Source organism: Adlercreutzia shanghongiae, from assembly GCF_035830635.1.
Taxonomy (GTDB): Bacteria; Actinomycetota; Coriobacteriia; order Coriobacteriales; family Eggerthellaceae; genus Adlercreutzia; species Adlercreutzia shanghongiae.
Genome location: NZ_JAYMFI010000024.1, coordinates 34373 through 54448 on the forward strand (window position 1 = coordinate 34373; position 20076 = coordinate 54448).

The 20076-nt window shown below is 57.4% G+C and carries 18 protein-coding genes and 1 pseudogene; 8 read left to right on the forward strand and 11 right to left on the reverse strand.

Annotation, left to right across the window (positions count from 1 at the left end; translation table 11 throughout):
* Positions 1-35: 35 nt before the first annotated feature.
* The 3 genes from ruvX to VJ923_RS10170 form a co-directional block, all read right to left on the reverse strand.
* A complete protein-coding gene (gene ruvX / locus VJ923_RS10160; protein WP_326441115.1) occupies positions 36-452 on the reverse strand; it encodes a Holliday junction resolvase RuvX in 417 nt (138 codons plus the stop codon).
* 3 nt (positions 453-455) lie between these two features.
* The gene (locus VJ923_RS10165) at positions 456-1604 is read right to left on the reverse strand and encodes a toxic anion resistance protein (protein ID WP_326441117.1); all 1149 of its coding nucleotides are present in this window, start codon (positions 1602-1604) and stop codon (positions 456-458) included.
* Between the two features lie 69 nt (positions 1605-1673).
* Positions 1674-3209 carry a 5-bromo-4-chloroindolyl phosphate hydrolysis family protein gene (locus VJ923_RS10170; protein ID WP_326441118.1) on the reverse strand — a complete coding sequence of 512 codons (1536 nt, stop codon included), beginning with the start codon at positions 3207-3209 and terminating at the stop codon, positions 1674-1676.
* Between the two features lie 209 nt (positions 3210-3418).
* Here VJ923_RS10170 and VJ923_RS10175 point away from each other — a divergent pair, with 209 nt between their 5' ends.
* Positions 3419-4345 carry a site-specific integrase gene (locus VJ923_RS10175; RefSeq protein WP_326441120.1) on the forward strand — a complete coding sequence of 309 codons (927 nt, stop codon included), beginning with the start codon at positions 3419-3421 and terminating at the stop codon, positions 4343-4345.
* Here VJ923_RS10175 and VJ923_RS10180 read toward each other — a convergent pair.
* On the reverse strand, positions 4331-4939 hold the full coding sequence (locus tag VJ923_RS10180) for a restriction endonuclease subunit S (protein WP_326441121.1): 609 nt from the start codon (positions 4937-4939) through the stop codon (positions 4331-4333). The genes VJ923_RS10175 and VJ923_RS10180 overlap by 15 nt on opposite strands.
* A 194-nt stretch (positions 4940-5133) precedes the next feature.
* On the opposite strand from VJ923_RS10180, the gene VJ923_RS10185 reads away from it, so the two are divergent.
* The 6 genes and pseudogenes from VJ923_RS10185 to VJ923_RS10205 all read left to right on the forward strand — a co-directional run bounded on the left by VJ923_RS10185 (position 5134) and on the right by VJ923_RS10205 (position 9959).
* A complete protein-coding gene (locus tag VJ923_RS10185; protein WP_326441123.1) occupies positions 5134-6483 on the forward strand; it encodes an RNA-binding domain-containing protein in 1350 nt (449 codons plus the stop codon).
* Between the two features lie 225 nt (positions 6484-6708).
* Positions 6709-7503 (forward strand): type IV toxin-antitoxin system AbiEi family antitoxin, encoded by a 795-nt coding sequence (locus VJ923_RS10190; RefSeq protein ID WP_326441124.1) that lies wholly within the window; start codon positions 6709-6711, stop codon positions 7501-7503.
* 117 nt (positions 7504-7620) lie between these two features.
* Positions 7621-7896: pseudogene (locus VJ923_RS12285) on the forward strand (nucleotidyl transferase AbiEii/AbiGii toxin family protein); the annotation flags it as partial.
* Positions 7897-7957: 61 nt separating this feature from the next.
* Positions 7958-8479, forward strand: coding sequence for a nucleotidyl transferase AbiEii/AbiGii toxin family protein (locus VJ923_RS10195; RefSeq protein ID WP_326441126.1), 522 nt, complete (start codon positions 7958-7960; stop codon positions 8477-8479).
* Positions 8394-9053, forward strand: a complete 660-nt coding sequence (locus VJ923_RS10200) for a restriction endonuclease subunit S domain-containing protein (protein WP_326441127.1) — start codon at positions 8394-8396, stop codon at positions 9051-9053. Before VJ923_RS10195 ends, VJ923_RS10200 begins: the two co-directional genes overlap by 86 nt.
* A 36-nt stretch (positions 9054-9089) precedes the next feature.
* Positions 9090-9959, forward strand: a complete 870-nt coding sequence (locus VJ923_RS10205; RefSeq protein WP_326441129.1) for a GIY-YIG nuclease family protein — start codon at positions 9090-9092, stop codon at positions 9957-9959.
* Here the strand turns inward: VJ923_RS10205 and VJ923_RS10210 are convergent.
* Both VJ923_RS10210 and VJ923_RS10215 read right to left on the reverse strand, forming a co-directional pair.
* Positions 9935-10387 (reverse strand): HEPN domain-containing protein, encoded by a 453-nt coding sequence (locus VJ923_RS10210; RefSeq protein WP_326424345.1) that lies wholly within the window; start codon positions 10385-10387, stop codon positions 9935-9937. The two genes, VJ923_RS10205 and VJ923_RS10210, sit on opposite strands and share 25 nt — an antisense overlap.
* On the reverse strand, positions 10380-10760 hold the full coding sequence (locus VJ923_RS10215) for a nucleotidyltransferase domain-containing protein (protein ID WP_326441130.1): 381 nt from the start codon (positions 10758-10760) through the stop codon (positions 10380-10382). The genes VJ923_RS10210 and VJ923_RS10215 overlap by 8 nt, the downstream gene beginning before the upstream one ends.
* Positions 10761-10792: 32 nt before the next feature.
* Here VJ923_RS10215 and VJ923_RS10220 point away from each other — a divergent pair, with 32 nt between their 5' ends.
* The gene (locus tag VJ923_RS10220) at positions 10793-11479 is read left to right on the forward strand and encodes a restriction endonuclease subunit S (RefSeq protein ID WP_326441132.1); all 687 of its coding nucleotides are present in this window, start codon (positions 10793-10795) and stop codon (positions 11477-11479) included.
* On the opposite strand, the gene VJ923_RS10225 is transcribed toward VJ923_RS10220, so the two are convergent.
* From VJ923_RS10225 to VJ923_RS10245, 5 genes are all read right to left on the reverse strand, one after another.
* Positions 11408-12328 (reverse strand): Fic family protein, encoded by a 921-nt coding sequence (locus VJ923_RS10225; protein WP_326441133.1) that lies wholly within the window; start codon positions 12326-12328, stop codon positions 11408-11410. The genes VJ923_RS10220 and VJ923_RS10225 overlap by 72 nt on opposite strands.
* Before the next feature lie 81 nt (positions 12329-12409).
* Entirely contained in the window at positions 12410-15649 is a 3240-nt protein-coding gene (locus tag VJ923_RS10230) for a type I restriction endonuclease subunit R, EcoR124 family (RefSeq protein ID WP_326441135.1), read from the reverse strand.
* 3 nt (positions 15650-15652) lie between these two features.
* Positions 15653-16276, reverse strand: a complete 624-nt coding sequence (fic, locus tag VJ923_RS10235) for a protein adenylyltransferase Fic (protein WP_326441137.1) — start codon at positions 16274-16276, stop codon at positions 15653-15655.
* A gap of 8 nt (positions 16277-16284) precedes the next feature.
* Positions 16285-17511: a restriction endonuclease subunit S gene (locus VJ923_RS10240; protein ID WP_326441140.1), complete on the reverse strand. Its 1227-nt coding sequence runs from the start codon at positions 17509-17511 to the stop codon at positions 16285-16287.
* Position 17512: 1 nt separating this feature from the next.
* Complete coding sequence (locus VJ923_RS10245) at positions 17513-20023, reverse strand: type I restriction-modification system subunit M (RefSeq protein WP_326441142.1); 2511 nt, start codon at positions 20021-20023, stop codon at positions 17513-17515.
* Between the last annotated feature and the right edge of the window lie 53 nt (positions 20024-20076).

A 20076-nucleotide genomic window follows, 5' to 3' on the forward strand; every position in this document is an offset into this window, starting at 1 on the left:
TCTAGAGGGCAACCGACGATGGCCCCGCGCCTACCTCAAGCGCGGGCGCGCTCGTCGAGCCAAGATTGCAGAAACAAACTAGCGGCTATCATATCGACTTTTCCCCGCATGTCCTTTTCGCTCAAGCCCTTTTCACGCAAACTCCGTTTGGCTTCAGCGGAGCTAAGGCGCTCATCTGCGAAAACGTGGGGAATGCCTGCAGCCTCGCCAATAGCGGCCGCGTTGGCGCGGATACGCGCGGCCTGGGGGCCCTCCTCGCCGGCAAGGGTGAGGGGCAGCCCGCAGACGAGAAGCTCCGGCTCCCAATCCTCCAGCACGCGCCGGAAGGACTTCGCCCCGGCGAGCACCTCGGCGGCGGGCAGCACGCATACCGGAGAGGCCACCCGCTCTGCCGGGTCGCTCACCGCCACCCCCACGCGCACTTCCCCAATGTCCAGAGCCATGACGCGCATGAGCTAGCGCACCTCCAGCAGCTTCTGACGGAGCTGCTCCTCCATGCGGCGCATCTCCACCTCGGCCTCGGCGCGCTTGGCGCGGCCCTCGGCCTGAATCTGCATGACCTCGTCGAAGGTCTGGATAAGGTTCTCGTTGGTGGCCTTCAACGTCTCGATGTCCACGATGCCGCGCTCGGACTCGCGGGCCACTTCCACCGTGGAGGCCTTCAGCTTCTCGGCGTTCTTGCGCAGAAGCTCGTTGGTCATGTCGGTGACGGCGGACTGGGCGCGCAGAGCCGCCTCGTTGTTGGCCAAACCCAGCGCCAGCACCATCTGGCTCTTCCACAGCGGGATGGTGTTTACGAGCGTCGTCTGGATCTTCTCGATCATGAGCATCTCGTTGTTCTGGATGAGCCGGATCTGCGGCGCCATCTGCAGAGCGACTGTGCGGGACAGATCCAGATCGGAGAGCTTCTTCTCGAAACGGTTGCAGGCCGCAGAGAGCTTCTGCACCGCTTCAGCGTCTTCCGTTGAGCCCGAGGCCTGGGCCTTCGCCGACAGCTCGGCCAAATCGCCTTCGCGCACCTCGGCCAGGCGCTTGCGGCCGGCGAGCAGATACATCGTGAGCTCTTTGAAGTAGGTGAGATTCAACTCGTAGAGCTTATCGAGCGTGGCGGCGTCCTTCATGAGCTGCACCTGGTGCCCCTCAAGAGCCTTCGCGATTTTCTCCACATTGGCCTCGGCGGTATCGTAGCGGGCCTTCAGCGAGGTGATCTTGTTGGCCGACTTTTTGAACAGGCCGAAGAAGCCCTTGTCGTCGTCATCCACATCGAAGCTCTTGAGCTCGGTGACCACGCCGGCGATGAGCGTGCCCGCCTCGCCGAGGTCCTGGGTGCGCACCTTATCGAGCGCCGTCTCGGAAAAGGTCGCCATCTTCTTCTGGGCACCGGCGCCGAAGGTAAGGACCTGCTGGGAGTTCGCGATATCGATCTGCTCGGCGAAGGCGTCCACCTGGGCGAGCTCCTCGGCGGTAAGCGAGTCGGCTAAAGACGGGACGGCCGGCGTCTCCACCTCGATGATGGAAGCCTCCGCCGTCGGCTCGTCCTCAACAGGCTCAAGCGTCAGCTTCGGGGCGGGAATGTTCTCGAGGTTCTTCATATCTTCGTTCATGGGAATCCTTTCATGCGGGCGGAATCGGAAAACGTCGGTTGCACGTGAACGCAGCTCGGCTCGGGGTTATCAGGGCTTCGCATCGAAGGGTCCCTCGGTGAGCCCCTCTTGGGCAAGCAGGGCGTGCAGCACCGAGATATCGGCAGACACGTCCAGCGAGAGATCCCGATAGGTGTCGTCGAAGAGCTTTTCGAAGGCGGCGTGCAGCACATCGAGGGTGTGCTCGATCTCGCGGCGCGAACTGGAGATGTTCTCGCCCTGGACGGGCTGCTCCTCCAAGTTGTCGTAGGCAGCGAGCAGTTTCACGCAGGTGGGCAGGTAGTAGGCGTTCAGGCGGTCGAGCCCGGCGATGACCTTCGGCTCGGCCTCGGCCCGCGCGAGGATGCGGTCGACCACTTCTTCGATGGCGACAATCTTCTCGCTCACGGCCGCGTCAGCGATGGCCGCGTTCAGCGCGCGCATCTGCTGCACGTAATCGCGCCCCTGCACGATGAAGGCTTGCTGGGCGGGCGTGAGGTTCTCGGACAGGTGCTGCTCGCGCGCTGCTGCGGCCGCAGCCTCGGCGGCACGGGCTTCCTCGGCGGCGCGCTCGTTCTCGAGCGACTGGCGCTGGGCCATCTGCAGCTGGCGGTACTGTCGGTAGGCGTTGTCGGTCACCATGAGGGTGGTCTGCTCGTCGTCGATGCGGCCCTGGGGAAGGTAGCCGCCCTTGATGAGCTTGCGCGACGCAGCAAGGGCGGCCTTGGGGCTTACCTGCATGCGTGCGGCGATATCCTCGAAAGCAGCGGCCTCGCGCTCACCCACGGCCCTTGCGAGCGCCTTCAGCTTCGAGGCGCGGCAAAGCCGGCGGATGCCGAAGCCGAGCAGCGCGGCGAAGCCGGCGGTGATCAGCCCGAGCACCACCGTCGTGGCCACGCCCTCAACTCCCGCGGTCGCCTCGGTGATGGCGGCGATCAGCGTGGGAATCGCGAAGAACGCGGTGCCCACGCCCCCGGCGGCCGTCATCAGCGTGCCCGACACCGTCAGCCCCGCCGATGAGCGAAACCGTCCTTTGGTCCGGGCGAGTGGCGCCCACTGCTGCGTCTGCTGCGCAACGTAGGCCGCCGTCGGCTGATAGCCCGGGGCCGGACCACCCGGCGCGGCCGGCTCGGCACCCCGAGGCTGCCGGTAGGCGGCCTGCTGCGCCGCGCGCCGGGCCTCCTTCTGGGCCTTCCGCACCTGCTTCTGCTGCTTCTTGCGCTTCTCCTGGAGCTCCTTGTGGGCCTTGAGGTTCTTCTCGGGCGACTGGCCGAGAGCCGCGGCGGCCTCGTCCACGCCCTTCTCCACGGCCTTGGCAAACTGAGTGAACGCCTTGTCCACCGAGCGGCACATCCGCTCGAAGTCCTTGGCCGACATGCCGGGCACCGGGCTCTCGCCGGGCGCAAACGAGGAGGCCGCACCGGGCCGAGAACTCGACTGGCCGCCCGTCTGCCCCACAGGGGTCGGGTCGTCCCAGGGCACCTCGTAGGTAGCGTCGGGCCCCGGCTGCTGAGGTTCGGCCGCGGGCCTCCCCCAACTGTCATGGGGCTGCTGCGGCCCCGAGCTCCCCGTGCGATACGCTGCCATCGTCCATCCTCATCGTGCGCGGCGCCGGCACGGGCGCCTTCCGTAATTTCGCGGCCATCATACCACGCACCGCCTACGGCATGCGGCCATCCCACGCAATCAGCAAGCACGGAGCCATTGCGCCCGCACGTTCCCTTCGCCTATGCTCGCAGGACCTTCATCAGCGTGAGCAATCCAAACGAGCCCCGAAACGAAGATAGGAGAAGGCCATGATCAACGCGATGACACCCCAGGACACCTTCTGCGATTACTATCGACAATGGGTTGCCATGTACAAGGAAGGTGCCGTGCGCGACGTGACGCTCAACAAATACCACCTCACCTGCGCATGGCTGCAAAAGCTCATCCCGCTGCTCACCTTGGCAGAGCTCAACCGAATCACCTACCAGCAGCTTCTCAACGACTATGCTCAAAGCCATGAGCGGCAAACTACGATGGATTTCCACCACCAGCTCAAAGGTGCCGTGCTCGATGCCGTAGATGAAGGTCTTGTCGACAGAGATCCCACGCGAAAGGCCATCATCAAGGGCAAGGCGCCGCGAGCCAAGAAGCAGAAATACCTGAACCAGTTCGAGCTCCATCGCTTGCTCAACGATCTTGACCTCGGGGCGAGCATCTCGTGGGACTGGCTCATTCTGCTTATCGCCAAGACCGGGCTGAGGTTCTCCGAGGCCATCGCGCTCACCCCCGCCGACTTCGAGTTCGGAAGGCAGGTGGTGTCGGTGAACAAAACCTGGGACTACAAGAGCGGCGGCGGCTTCGTGCCCACGAAAAACCGCTCGTCAGTGCGCAAGGTGCAACTCGACTGGCAGCTCGTCATCCAGTTTTCCGAGCTCACCAAGTCGCTTCCTCCCGATGAGCCCATCTTCGTAAACGGGAAGGTCTACAACTCGACCGCAAACGACGTGCTGGAGCGCCACTGCAAGCACGCGCAAATACCCGTGATATCTGTGCACGGGCTGAGGCACACGCACGCCTCGCTCCTGCTGTTTGCCGGCGTGTCCATCGCAAGCGTTGCCAAGCGACTGGGCCACGCCAGCATGAACACGACGCAAAAAACCTACCTGCACATCATCCAGGAACTTGAGAACCAGGATGTCGACCTCGTAATGCGTTCCATTTCAAGTCTCATCTAGATCGGCAAAACGCTCACGCTGATGAAGGGTGATGAGCGAGTCGACCCTTAATACAAAAGCCGATATAGCTCTTTGCTCTTTGATACTCGGATATGCTAATTTTGTCATCTCGATGTCGGCGTTATGCACATGTACGACCGATTTTCCCTGCGCGCGTTTAGCTAGATCACCATGGGCGCTTCCATAGGTTATCCCGAGCGCAACGTAGTCGGGATCCAGCGTACCCTCAGGAGTTAAAACATTCAAGTCACCGCCAAAAATGATGCCCGACCTGCGAACAGATGCTGCAACTGCAATATCCTCGGCCGTCTCGCCCGAAGCTGGAACGATCACCTCGTTGCCTTTCGAGAGTAGCGAGCCACCCTTCTCTGCGGCAAACGTATCAACCTCTTCGATTCTGGTTTGATACTGCGTGTAAAGGCGTCCGTAGAGAATCAAAGGCGTTCCCGAATCTCGGATATCCAGCTTGCTGTAGCCTCGCCCTTTGGTAAACGAGCACAGCTCCCCCAGCTTACGCTGTTCCCAAGTTTTCCCGAAATACGGCAGACTGGCGCCGATCGATATCCGCCTCCTGGCAAACTGGCGCCTTGCCAAGTTGCCTGGACTGCCTCAAGGAATAGCCGCTTTGCTTTCGTCCGATTCATTTTGCGGGAGTCTCTTCTGTCCATGTAATCTGGCCAGTTCGTTATAATGGCCAGATTACATGGACAGAAAGTGAGAGAAATGGCCCGAAACCAGATAATGAGTGTGCTCGAGCAAGGCGAGGGGCTCTCTGTTGAATTCAAGAGGTGCGGCGCTCTCCCCGAGAGAGACACACGTTCGAAACCATTTGCTCTTTCGCCAACAGGCAAGGCGGCCATATTCTTCTTGGGGTAAATGACGATGGCTCCGTCGAGGGTGTAAACGAGAAGGCAGTTGTAGACATAGAGCGGAACATCGTGAATGTGACCAGCAATCCGTCTCTATTCAATGCGGCGCCAGGCATTGAGCTCGGCCATTGCAGCATTCAGGGCAAGCAGGTCATTGACGTTTGGGTCCCCATGGGGCCGAGCGTCTATCGGTATAAGGGCGAGGTCTATGACCGCATTGCAGACGTGGATGTGAGACTAAAGGGCGACGATCAGGTGAGCGCCTTGTATCTCCGAAAGCAGAACCTCTACACGGAGCAGCGCATCTACCCTTACATCGAGGTCGGCGACCTCGATCTGCAACTTCTCGATCGCGCAAGGGACATGATTCGCGCCGACAGGCTGGAGCATCCGTGGCTCGCACTCTCCGACAACGAGCTACTTGGGGCGGCGCGGCTTAGGACCAGGGATTTCCAAACTGGGGAGGAAGGGTTTAACCTGGCTTCGGTTCTGCTGCTGGGGCGTCGCGAGACCATTTTGGGGGTTTGTCCCGCATATCGGACCGACGCGATTCTGAAAAGATTAGACACCAATCGTTATGACGATAGGGCCACGGTCTCAGCAAATCTTATTGAATCCTATTACCAGTTGTCCGACTTCTGCAAGAAATGGCTGCCAGACGCCTTCGCTCTCGAAGGCGACAGGCGCGTCGACGCGCGGGATATCATCGTTCGAGAGCTCGTATCGAACACGCTCATCCATCGCGAGTACACGAGTCCTTTCGTCTCTCAGCTTGTCATCGACCGCGAAGGAATACGGACGAAGAATGCAAGCAGATGCGTGTTTGCAGGCAGGATATCGCCCGACAATCTCTCCCCGACGCCCAAGAACCCCATTATCGCCAACTTTTTCAAGCAAATTGGGCTTGCCGAAGAGCTTGGGAGCGGTACGCGTAACCTCTTTAGATGCTCGCATCTTTACACGGGAAGGGAGCCGGTTCTCTTTGACGGCGATTTCTTCGAGGCGTTCGTTCCAGCACCCATTGTTGCCGGGCTCCCTCTTGAGGAACGAGAGAGGGAAGCGGCAAAGTCTGACCGCCCTGCGAGAGTGACCGAAGACGCCGTGAGGGAGTTGCTAGCCTCGCGGCCCACTGTCACCGCAAAAGAGGTTGCCGAGTACCTGGGAGCAAATCAAAGAACTGTCCGAAGACATCTTGCTGATCTCGTTGAAGGCGGGATGCTGGAGATTGATCGGAAGGGGCGATCGACTGCTTATCGAAAAAGATGCTAGTTCGCCCGCCCGCGCTGACACGTTTCGGCTCTACTGCGAGCATCTAGGCTAGCCGTCATTTCCCGCCGTTCCGGACACGAACAGCCGAACAACAATGACAATGCTGTAGCGGGAGGTCGAAGACGCTCACGCTGATGAAGGGTGAGTCTCATTTTTTTGTTTGACTTAAGTGCTGTAGTTTATATACTATATGTATCAAATTTGGATACAAACAAGGTAATTTCTATGCATAGAACCATCCCCGAGAGCCTTTCTCCTATATTGGAAGACCTGGAGCTTGATCGTCCTCAGCTGGTCTCGCTAGCTGATCTGCGGGCGATGTGCGAGCGCCATCGCATCGGCACAGACCCGCGCGTCGTTGCCTCTCGGCTCAAGCAAAAGGGATGGCTGATTGCCACGCCCCAACGCGGAGTATGGGAGTTCGCTCCGGCCGAACTCGCCGGTTCCTACTCAAGCGCCGATCCTCTTCTCGCGCTAAAGGCTTTCAACGTCGCCCATCCAGAATGCAGAAACGCGCTTCGTGGCCAGTCTGCTGCCTGGGCATTGGGGCTTGCGGACCGCGCACCCTCGATGATAAGTGTAGCGTTCGAAGAACAACCGAAGGTAAAGGTTCCTTCCGAGCTGGCGACTGCCACCTTCTCGGCTCAAGCTCCCGTTAGGTCCGCAAAAGGCGTTAGCGCTCTCGGCCCCGCTAGCATTGTAGCTCAAATGGCAGAGCGGCCAAGTTCAGTGCGCTCATGGCAAAGCGTGGTCGAATGGCTCCCCGATGTCGCCTTCGAGATTGACGGAAGCGAGCTCCTCAAGGAGCTCGAAGGCAGACCGAACTCTGTCGCCCAGCGAACAGGCTACCTTTTGCAGGGGATGCGCCCTGATCTCGCCGCAGCCGTGGCCGGCGCCCATGCGGCTCAAGCAGTTGCCAAGATGGGAACATCCGAGGCTCCAATTCGCTATGATCAGAACTGGATGGTATCGGATGCCCTCCTTCCCTTCGATCCCAGAGAACTGGAGGCCCTAAAGTGACCTACGACATCCCGCTTCAGCCGGGACATATCGCCCGCCAATACTCCGCGGGGCGCAGGTTCCCAAGGCCGCGAGGCCGCTGTCATCGACATCGCGCAGGATCTCCTGCTCCGCCACCTGTCCGACGAGGGGTTCCTTGATTCATTGGCCATAAAAGGCGGAACGGCACTCCGGAAGCTCTATGCCGGGAACGAGGGGCGCTTCTCGCTCGACCTCGATTTTGCTGTAACGGACATCGCAAAAGATCGTGACGAGGCAGCACTGGAATTCTCCCTGGCCGTCGACGGACTCGAGATAGGACCCTTTCAATATGGCATAACGGAGCGGCGTGGTAAGCCGTCCGTGACGTTGGGCGGTCGCTTCGTGACCGACTCGACACTTCAGACAAAGCTCGATTTCTCCGCGGCCCCTTGGCTTGCCCCTGTTTCAGACAGCTGGGTGCCCATGCCTGTCCATGCCTGTCCATGCCCAATACGGGGGGCCGCTACCGTGCATCAAGACCGTGAGGCTCGAGGAGAATCTTGCGGAGAAGATCGCCCGGCTCAACCGAGTGACCACCGCTCGAGATATGTACGATCTCGCATGGATTACGGGCAATGGCGCTCTCTGGCGAAAGATCGACCAGTCGCTCGTCAGGCGCCTCAGCGTTCTGAAGATGTGGGTCGACGCAAACGGATTGCATGCAGGAGCAACCTGCTGGCCGCCGGCTCATGCCGGATCGCCCTTCGATCCGAGCCACTGGCTGCGAAAGCGGAGCGCCAAGGAGTTCGACATCGAGGACATAGGAGCGCTCGCCGTCCCGACACCAAAACCGGAGGAACTGTCGGAGCGCGTTTGCGGGGGTTTCGCTTTCCTGCAAGAACTCGACGACGAAGAGCGCGTCCTCGCTAATGCAAGCGGCAAAGACCGCACGCTGGCTATCCGCCTCCTCGAGTCGCTTCCAGGCGGTCGCCTTTCGGGAATCGGCTTGTACTAGCGCCCCGAAAACTTGGGAACAGCGTAAGCTGGGGGACTTCTTCAAAGAAAGTGACGAGAAAAACGCTTCTCTCGAGTTTGGAGTGGAAAGAACGATTTCTGTTGCGTCAATGAGGTGGAACCCGGCAGGAAACGGAGCCGCCAAAGAGTCTCTTTCGGGTTACAAGATTCTTCGTCTTGGCGATCTTGCTTTTGAGGGGAATCGCACTAAGGGCAACCCGTATGGAAAACTGGTTATAAATGATATCGGACCTGGCATTATGTCGTCACGTTTTCGAACGATGTCGGCAATCTCTAGTCCATGCATCGGGTTCTGGAAATACTACCTTACAGTTGACGGTGTTTTTAGAAAAATATACATCAATAGCACCAAGCGCGGAACACTCATGACCGAGCTGGTCGTTGATGAGTTGCTTTCAAACTCAGTCAAAGTTCCCCCATCTAGCGAGCAAGCTTGCATTGGTGCCCTCTTCTCCAAGCTCGACTCGCTCATCACCCTTCATCAGCGTGAGCTAATAGACGCCCATTCGGGCAAGATGAGCCTTACTGAAGTCGCACGAACGCATTTGGTATAGAATCATCCTTGAAGAGCTTGTTGAGGAAGGGCTGCCATGATCGATCTCAAGACTCTCACAATGCAGGTAATCAACGGGGACGCGGACGGAATCAAAATTTGCCGCATCGCGGGGTCTACCCTGGTCACTATAGTGATACCGAGGGAATTGCTAAGTGAGGCAAAAGGGCTCCCCGAGATCCCCAAACGAGGTATCTATTATCTCCTCGACGACAACAAGGGCAGACTGAAACGCGTCTATGCCGGACAGACTGTCCAGGGAATTCAGCGGCTTGATGACCACAACCAAAGGAAAGACTGGTGGAACAAGGCCGTGATGTTTCTCGCGCCGGACACCGAGTTCAGCATGGACGTAGTGAGCGGTTTGGAGTCTATCGCCATCAAGTACATCAAAGAGCACGGCGCGTACGAAGTCGAAAACACTAACGATCCGAAGCCCTACATCAGTCCTTACAACGAAGCGTTCATTCACGCACTTCACGATGATATCCTGTTTCGTATGGCCCTATTAGGGTTTGGCCTCGATGCCGTAGGCGACGACTCCCCGGGGGCGTCCAGCCAGATATTCCACACTCTTCGACGCGGTGTGAGGGGACTTGGAAGATACAACGCAGTGGAGGGCTCATTCGATGTTCTCCCTGGATCGAAAATCGACCTCGGCACGCTCGCGGGCACCAAGCTGCATCCCAACGCCAAGCTTGAGTCGTTGAGGCGCAAGCTCGTTGATTCCGGCGAGCTTGCACCGACGGGGGAAGGACTGCACGAACTCGGCTGCACACTGCACTTCGACAGCCCGAGCGCCGCTGCCGTTTTCGTTCTTGGCGGAAGCTGTAACGGGTGGACCGAGTGGGTGGACGAAAGCGGAAGAACGCTTTCCTTTGTCTACAGGGACTCTCGGACGGACTGACCCTCTTTGGGCTCGTCCTTGCAGGGCGACAAGGCAAGGGATTCGTACCCATTGTCGGAAATCATCCGGGAGATGGCCTCGAAGGCGCGCATGGCATCCAAAGCTTCACCCTCCTGAAAATCCGGCGCGTCCGCATAACGTGTAAGCGATATGAGGCTCGAAAGGTAAGAGGCCTGTTCGAGGGTCTCGTCGTCGAAGTCGAGGAAGCCCAAATCATTGGCTCGGTTCAACAACGACGAGATATTATGCGTAAAAGGGAAAGCTTCGTTGTTCTTCTCGAACACCGACTTCACCAGTTTCTCGGCAGCTTGCTGCGCATGGTATCCGATGCTCTCTGCGTAGCTCGCGACTCCCAACGAGGCGAGGGCATCGATGGTCTCGACATCTACGGATGCTGCATAGAGAAGGCCGCGGAGCTCTTTAGCCATAGATCTTCACGCCCTCGTTGGCGATGGCGTAGTCCACTGTTGTGCGGCGGATTTTGCGATCCAGATAGTCATCGCGAAAACGGGCTAGCAGATCGTAATCGAGACCGGCGTCGTACATCAACCGCGAGATTGATGTCGATGCCTTGGTGGCGTATCGGATGGGCCTCTCATTGTCATTTTCGGTAATGACCATGATGTCGACATCACTCGAAGGACGCTCCTCGCGACGTGCGTAACTGCCGAAAATGTAAATGCTGTCAGTGGGCACCGCATCTGTAATGGCGTCTATCATTGACTCAAGCACAGTTACCGGGATGCGCAGCTTGGCGGCATCGGAATTGATCTTGGTATTTGCTCCTGCGCTTCGTGGCATCCGGCATCCTTTCGTCTCTCGAAGATTCTAGCATGGAAAGGGCAGTGTTGTGTCTAGGGAAGCCCGATAGTGCACAAGCCGTTGCGCGGGAAGAAAATAACTTGGGAACCCTAACTTGGGAACAGCGTAAGTTTGCGGAATTCGTCGAAGCATCGGGTATGCGTAATTCGAAGAACCTGAATCTTGAAAGCTACTCAGTTTCAAATTCGTTTGGCTTTGTGCCGCAGAGCGAGCAATTTGAGAATGGCGGAACCGTGGCTGATGCCAATAAAACGGCCTACTGGATCGTCGAACCAGGTTCGTTTGCGTATAATCCGGCAAGAATTAACGTCGGTTCGATAGGGTATCTCGCCACCAGCGAAAACGTCATCGTCAGTTCGCTCTATGAGGTATTTCGCTCCGACGAAACGTGCGATGACATTTTTCTCTGGTATTGGTTGAAGACGGCTCTTTTTGCCAGACAGATTGAGGCATTGCAGGAAGGCGGTGTGCGCCTCTACTTCTTCTTTGACAAGCTTCTGAGGAGTAGCATCGCGATGCCCTCGGTTAAGGAGCAATCCCTCATCGGCGCCCTCTTCGCCAAGCTCGACTCGCTCATCACCCTTCATCAGCGTGAGTTAGATCGGCAGAGAGCCGGCGTGTTTGCCTCAAAGACGAACATCGAACATCGACATCAGCCTCTTAAAAGCATCTTGCCCGTCCAGGCAGGTGTCCGTTAGACACCCCTTCTCCCGATCCCACTCGGAGAGACCTCGGTAGTAGAACATCTTCTTAGAGTCCTCGATAATGAACGGAACAAGCCCAAAGCGCAGACACTCCTTCAGCACGATAAGCCTTCCGACCCTTCCATTCCCGTCCTGGAACGGGTGGATGCGCTCGAACTCGCAATGAAACCAGACGATGTCGTCAATCGTAACGTCGACAATCTGGTCGTACTCGGAAAGCAGCGAACCCATACGGAAGGCAACCTCTTCCGGCTTGACCGTCTCGCGACCGCCGACCACGTTGGGCCGCCTCTTATAGTCCCCGACGGCAAACCATGCAAGCGTGGAATCCTTCGTGCCCTGCTTCAGCATGCGATGCAGCCGCTTGACGATGTCTTCAGTAAGCGGCTCCTCCGCTGTATCGATGCAGTAATCTATGGCCCGGAAGTGATTGACCGTCTCAATAATGTCATCAACGGGAACGCCTTCGCCAACATCCACGGTGTTCGTCTCGAAGATCATTCTGGTTTGATCTTCACTGAGCTTGCTTCCCTCGATATGGTTGGAGTTGTAGGTCATCCGCACCTGAAGTTCGTGGTACAGGCCGCCTGAAATTTGGGCGTATTTCTCATCCCTGAGCGTTTGCAACAAGTTATTGCTCGAAATAGCTCGGCACAACTCGCCTACCGGACAGCAAAGGAAGGTCGCCATCCTTCCGAGAACACGGTCAGAGACTTTCTCCTCTCGACCAATCTTCGCCATGGTGCGAGAAGAGATGCCCAGCTCCTTCGCCAATGCAGTCCTCGTCAGACCCCTCTCATTCAGTTTTTGCGACAAGCCAGAATACGAAATCACAGCATTCACCTCATTCCTTTACTTCTTATAGCACAGTATGCTCCTAGGTAAAGGTTTCAGAGCGAAAAGGTACAGCTTGCACAGCGCAATCTACAGGTCGAAGCCGCCTTCCAGGATGAATCTCCTCAAAAGATTGTCAGCTCGCATACGTACTTTGAACGCGGGAATAGGCGCTCCCTCCAACGCGGAGAAGTACTCGCGCGCCCGGGACGAGTCAACGCTGTCGATGAGCTTGTCGAAGCGACCAAACTCGTTAAGGCTCTCTTCCTCCACGCCCGCGGTCAGCAGTTCAGACAGCAGCGCCGCATCTACGCCGAGCAAACTGGCCGCCTTCCCGATCTGCACGTCCTTGGCATGGCGCTGGTACTCCGTCACGTAGTCGCGGAACGTCTTGCCCGGGTCCACGAACACGTCCCCGCTCTGAACGTCGTGGATGAACAAGTTTGCGAACTTCTGCTCTTCCTGGCTCAAGCTGGCGAAGCTCTTGTGCAGAGCCGCCAGCGCCGCCTCGGTCGCCTCGGCCTCGGAGCCTTCCAGATCAAGCTGCTTGAGCCACTTGGTGAAGTTGGCGTTCATGTAGTCGGTGTCGATCTTGGTGGTATCGATCTCCATGAGATGCCCGCTCAGATCGTAGGGAATGTCCGCCCCTCCCCTCTCACGACCGCCACCGCCCGAAAGCTCCTTGTAGCGCTGGGCCAGCGTGAGATAGGCGGTTTCATCGTAGGGAACAGAAATCACCTCGAAGAGCTCTTCGCGTTCCGCACCGTAATCCTCCTCGCACGCTCCAGCGGCGACGGCTTCCTCGACCACATCATCACCCACGGGAAACTCGTACTCCAGCTCGTCCCACTGGAACCCCTGCACCTTCGCCGCCTCGAGAAGCATATTGAACTCCCGGAACAGCGATGCGAACTTGCCGCGCGCCTCGGGGCCGTCCGGTAGCTTCGACAAATCGCTTGCGCCATTGTCCTCGAACAGGCTGGCCATATCGTCGAAGACCCGGTTCATGCCGATCAGATTCACGCGCAGCTTGGGCACGAACAGGCCGAAGGGCTTGTCACCCGAATACAGGCTGATCGCCTCCTCGATGCTCTTGCGCATAGTATGCGGGCGACGGTAGTAGCGAATGGTGCCATGCGGCTTTTCCGATTCGTTGAACAGGCGGTTCGTGCGGCTGAACGCCTGGATGATCATCTCGTAGCGCAGCATCTTGTCCAAATACAGCGTGTTGATCCACTTCGAATCGAAGCCCGTCAGCATCTGGTCCACCACAATCAGGATGTTCACGCACTTCTCAGGAGTCTTCTCGATGCCCATATGGGGCCGCTTGTGGGCGAGACGGTTGGAAATGTCCGCCTTGAACGCCGGCCACGTCGGCAGCGCGAACTCCATACCGAAGCGCTCGTTATAATCGGAGATGACCTCCTTCAGCGCCTCTTCTTTAATGAGAGATTGGTCAATCTTCTCCTGCTCGTTGTCAATCGAGGGGTCGACGAGCACCGTCGTCACCAGCTCGGGCGCCACCTCCTTAAACAGGCGGTAGTAATCGAGCGCCTCAGGAATGGAATGCGTGGCGAAAATCGCGTGAAACTTTCCGCCACGGCTCAGGGTGAGCCAGTGCTTCTTGATGTCGGCCACCACCTGCCGCTGATGCTCGGTCACGTCGCGCTGGTCGGCCGTGCCGTACTGGCCCTCCGGTACCATGCTCTCGACGCCGTGGCAGCGGTTTCCCATCTCGTCGAGGAACGGAGCCATGGGCATCTCGTCCATGATCTGATAGTAAACACGCTCGCGTCGCGGGTCACCCATCACTTCCTCCACGGTCTTCGCCTTCGCCTCGTCCAGCGCCACCGCCTGGCGCAAGTCGAACTCGGGATAGGTCGCCACCGGGCAGGTGTCGAATCCGAGCACGTTGCCGTCTCGGATACCGTCGGCAATGCTGTAGCGATGCAGCTCGTCGCCAAACACGTCCGTCGTAGTGCTCAGCTTCTTGCGGTTCTCCTCGTGAATGGGCGTTCCCGTGAACCCGAACATCACCGCATCGGGGAATGTGCGCTTTATGGTCTCCATATTTTTGCCGAAGGTCGAGCGGTGACACTCATCCACAATGAACACGATGCGCTTCTTGCGAATCATTTCCAAATCGCGGGCATTCATAGCGTCCTCGTCGATGTTGCCCATCTTCTGGATGGACGTGACGATGAGCGTATCGGAGGGATCGCCGCTCTTCAGCTTCGCCTTCAGGACATCGGTGCTCTCCGTGGCTTGAACGGTCTCGGAATCGCTGGCGAAGGAACGGTACTGCTCTAGCGACTGCGTGCCCAGCTCGATGCGGTCGACCAGGAACACCACTTTGTCGGCGTCCTTGGAGTTGGCAATGAGCTGGGCGCACTTGAAACTGGTCATAGTTTTGCCGCTGCCTGTGGTGTGCCAGATAAAGCCGCCCTTCAAGCCCCTCGTCCCCCACAGCTTGTCACGGTCGATCACCGTCACGCGGTCGGAAATGCGGCTCGCCGCGTAGTACTGGTAGCTACGCATCACCTTGAGCACGCCGTCAGAATCGTCGGCCACCGTGTAGTAGCCGATGAGTTGGTGCGCCATGGGAATGCTCAGCAGGTGCTTGACCACCTCGCTCCATTGGTTGATAGGGTTGTTGTTGAAGTCGGCCCAGTGGAACTGGAACTTCTCGTTGAAGGTGTCGTCGGGGCCCGGGTTGGCGAAGTACTTCGTCTCATCCGGGTTCATGGCGACGAAGATCTGCACCAAGGAGAACAGTCCCTCGAACACGCCTTCGGCGGCATACTTGCGAATCTGACCGATGGCTTCCGACACCGGCACCCCGCTCTTCTTCAGCTCGATATGGAACAGGGGCATCCCGTTGATGAGCAGCATGAGGTCGCCGCGACGATCGTGGCCCAGCTTCGATTTAGAGGGAAACACCGGCTGCTGGGCTATCTGATAGCGGCTCTGACCACCGGCGATCTCGTCACGGTGGAATATCTTGAGAGCCACTTCCTTACCAACATGCAGCTCATCGTCGGCATTATCTCGCTTAATGATAATCTCTTTGCCGTTGATCAGCTCGTTGATGGCCACTGGGGTGCGCTTCGCACGAATCTGCTCCACAACTTGCTGCATCTCGGTTTGCGTCAGCGGGGCGCCGTTGAGGCAGTCGCGATGCTTGTTGTTCTCGAAGAGGATGGCCGCCCAGTTCTCTAAGAGCTGCTGCTCGGTCGGGCGCTTGATCACCCCACCCGCATCGTCCCAGCCATAGGCCTTCAGCTTCTCGACAACCGCTTCCTCGAATGCCGCTTCCGTATCGAAAACCATGGATTAATCCTCATTCTCCTCGGGCAGGTTTCCCGTCTCGTATTCCTCGAGCCCCTCGTAGCGATAACTCGCGTCGATGCCTTTCATGAACACCTCGCGGTCAGCTGCCTTATCGGTCAGCGCCGTTTCGAGAAGAGCTTTTATCTCCTTGTCGCGCACAGGACTGCGTTCCATGGCGAAAAGGTAATCCTCCTTATCGATCTGACTCCAGTCCACCACAACCCCCAACTCCTGGCGAAGCATGGCGTCGAGCCAAATTCTCGCGCTTCGGCCATTGCCCTCCCAAAAAGGATGCGCCACGTTCATTTCAACGTATTTTTCGACGATCTCATCGAACGTACTTTGCGGCATGGCGCTAATGCTCTCAAGAGCGGCATCTAAGTAGAGAGAAGGAGCGAATCGGAAGCCCCCCTTGGCGATATTGCCCGTTCTCACCTCTCCCGCAAAGTCATAGACGTCGCAAAAGAGATGCGCGTGAATCGCTTGTAAACCAGCGAAAGTTCCCACTTCGAAGGTATTGAGCAGTCCCTCGTCGAACAACTCCAGTGCTCGTTGCTTCGAAAGCCTCTCCTCTTGGCGAGAAAGCTCTACAGCGTTATGGATACCCAATTTGTTTTTGAGGGTCATGACAACTCCTAGACAAACATCTTCTCAAGCAACGCTTGCTTGAGGTTTTTGAGAATATCCAACTCACGCTGATGAAGGGTGATGAGCGAGTCGAGCTTCTGGAAGAGGGCGCCGATGCGAGATTGCTCTTCCTTAGAGCCCGGAATGGCAAGCGCGGTGTTCGAGACGTTCTGCCAGTCAGCACGCGGCATTTTTGTTCCAGTCGATTCGTTTGCAACGCGCTCAAAAGCGGAAGTCCGTATGAGGGCGAACAAGAACTTCGAATCAATATTGGTTGGGTTCAGAACCCAGAAATCGCCTAGCGCAATCCCCTTGAACTGAGGATTAAGCCAATTCCGCAAATAGGGACGCAGCTTTCCGTACAACACGTCGTCTGCCTCAAAAGCGATTCCACCACGGTCATCCTGCTTCTTGGAAACATCCTTATTTAATGCGCCCATACCCGATACGATATCCTCGTATTCGACACGTGGCAATTCAGGATTGTCCGAGTAGCGGTTGCGTCTTTCGACAAGATCAATGAGCTTACGCTGTTCCCAAGGATCAGTAAAACCTTCGAAACGAAGCTCGGGGACATCCTCGCCCTCTTTTGGAAACATCTTCTCAAGCAGTGATTGTTTTACCGTTTTCAGCTTCTCGTACTTACGCTGATGAAGGGTGATGAGCGAGTCGAGCTTGGCGAAAAGGGCGCCGATGCGGGATTGCTCTGCGAGCGCGGGAAGGAAGACCTCGACGTTTTGGAGAGTGTCTTGGGAGACGTTGATGTGCTGTGCGCCTTGGGCACAGGATGTAATCTGCATACGCACCAATCGCGAAGTTAATAAGTATTTCATTGCGAAAGGATCATAGTCGGCAATCCGCTTCCCGCGGATAACGAAGCCGCCAAATATGACAGGTCTACCCTGGTCAATATACACATTTGACGTGCCAGCATCCTCTTGGTTTTCGGAGCTTCGCTGAAAAAGAACGTCTCCGTATTCAACAAGATAGCGCTCCCGCTCGGCAGAGCTAACAAGCGCTTTGCCGCGAATCGATTCATATGTGATGAATGATTCAGACAGAACATCCATGACGCTAATTAGCGGTAATCCGCTCCCGAATGATTCGCGACCGCCGTTGAACCCGTTCTGAAACAGCATAAGCTCCCCCAGCTTACGCTGTTCCCAAGGGTCGGTGAATCCTTCAAAGCGAAGAGCGGGAATAAGCTCGTTTTCTGACTTACGCTGCTCTCCCATGCTACTCACCGCCCAAAAGCTTACGCAGCTCTGCGATGCCGAGCATGTCGAACTCATCACCCACAAGCTGACCGAGCATGGCATCCAACTCTCGTTCGGTCTCGCTAATCTGCTCCGCCACATCTGCGTACGTGTCTCGGTACTTCTCCTCGAGAGCGTTCACTTTCTTGATCAGGTGCTCAATAGACGACTGCGGAAGCGCGTTCAAGTTGTCCATGAGGGGCGTCACCCACTTTGTCTCAAGCAGCTCGTACACCTGCTCATCAGTCAAAGCCCCAATAAGCTCGCGAGTCCGCTCCTCCATCGACAGCTCCTGCGCCTTAACCTCTTTTTTCAGGCTCTTCAACTTTTTCTGGAGGCAGGCGAGCTCCTTCTGCTTCGCGACGATTTCCTCCTCGGTCAGCTCACACGAGTCGTCCGCTTCGCCTTCTTCCGAGTCTTCCTTGGGTAGCTCTTCTTTCAGGCTCTCGCACTCGCCATTTACTCGAGTCAATTCATCTTGCAAATCGCGCAGTTGCGAAGCCTCGGCGCCCAGAAGGGCATCCTGCACAAGGGAAAAGGGCAGGATGTGGCCCTTCCAGCCGTCCTGGACTTCGACATCCTTGCCACCCTTCTTCTTAAGAACGTACTCCGGATCGACCTTCCTCGCGGCATCAAAGCCTTCCGTTTGGAGCATCTCCAAATCAGCGGCGATGACACTCCAAGCGTTATCGAGCACCTGATAGGCATCGTACTTGTCGACCAGGGCAAACGGCTCCACCAGATTGAATATCTCGCTCGCCACCGAGGCTTCCGCACTGGGAGCATCCACCTGTTCCCAATTGCCGATAAGCGTCGCGACGAGCTGGCGACGCAAGGTCGAGAAAGCATCCTCGTAACGGCCCATGTAGCCCACAACCGACTCGTGCCCCCAAACGACATCGGCAATATCGGCGCAGCGAGGCTGGGCGCAGTGTCCATTAGTCGCATCAAACAACTCCCCGCGAAGGCCGGGAAGCGCCTCCCAATATTTGCCAAGAGCATCAATCTCCTGAACCGGAACGCCGCCGAACATCGATGCGTACAAATCCCACGTTTCCGTAGGCTCCGAAGAGTCCACGTAGCGCGGGATGTTCAGGTTATAGCCGTTGTCCCGAATTTCCTCTTTCGTCACCAAGCGAGCGTAGCCCTCAACGGTCTGGCGAGCCGTTACCGTATCGACGATGCGCCGGATGTCGGACGAGCGCAGCTGATTGTTCTTCCCGACCTTCTCGAAATCCTTCGACGCATCGATGATGAGCACGTCGCTCTCCTCGCGCTTCTGGCGCAGAACCATGATGATGGTAGGGATACCAGTTCCAAAGAAGATATTTGCCGGCAAGCCGATGATAGCGGCGATCTTGTCGTTCTCGATAAGGTTGCGGCGGATCGCTCCTTCCTCACCTCCGCGGAACAGCACGCCATGGGGCAAAACGATGCACATGATGCCAGAGGGCTTGAGATGGTAGAGATCGTGCAGGAGGAACGCGTAATCCGCCTTCGAGCGAGGGGCCACCCCGTAGGCAAACCGGATATCGTTTTCCTTACCCTCCGGCTCCCAGCGCTGCGAGTAGGGCGGATTCGAAACGACCGCGTCCACGTAGAGCGGGTCGTAGGTTCCCGAAGGATCGGAATCGTCGAAATAGGGCCAATCCTCTTCCAGGGTGTCACCGTTGCGAACGGTGATGTTCGACGGCTTGATGCCGCGCATGACGAGATTCATGCGCGTAAGGTTGTACGTGGACTGGTTGAGCTCCTGGGCATAGTAGGCGATGCCGTCCTCGTCCCCCATGCGACGCTTCACCGCATCGCCGATGGTGATGAGCAGGGAGCCGGAACCGCTCGTGGGGTCGTAGATACGGATCTCGTCCTGGCTTCGCAGGTGGTGCGTGACGATGTCGGCCATGAGCACCGACACTTCGTGGGGCGTGTAGAACTCGCCGGCCTTCTTGCCTGCACTGGAAGCAAACTTCGAGATCAGTTCCTCGTAAATGTACCCGAGCACATCATAATCCTGGCGCGTGCTCATAGGGATGGCCTGAATGAGGTGGATGAGGTCGCGCACGGCCTTCGTCTGCGAGCCGGTGTTGTCGCCCAGCTTGCTCAAGCCCGTCTGCAGGGTGATGAAGATGCCGTCGAACACCCTTTTGTAAAGAGGGCTCACAAGGCGGCTGAACGCTGAGAGCGCCTCATATACCTGCGACACGGCGAAGTCGTTGCCAGCCTTGACCCAGGTAGAGAACAGGTTCTGGTACGAGATGAAGTAGCCGAGGCGGTTCTGGGTGTAGCCCACCGTCTCCTGATCCTCTTCCACCAACTGCACCATATCGGCAGCCGTCATGCCCTCGCTCAGAAAGAACTGCTCCTCTTTCTCGGACAGGTACTTGTAGAAGATGAAGCCGAGAATGAAGTCCTTGTACTCGCTCGCATCCACCTTGCCCCGCATGCGGTTGGCGGACTCCCAGATTTTCGCAGCGAGCTGTTGCTTGTTCATGCGGTTCCCTTTCAAATCTCAGCGCAGATCGATTCATTATAACTAACACTGTT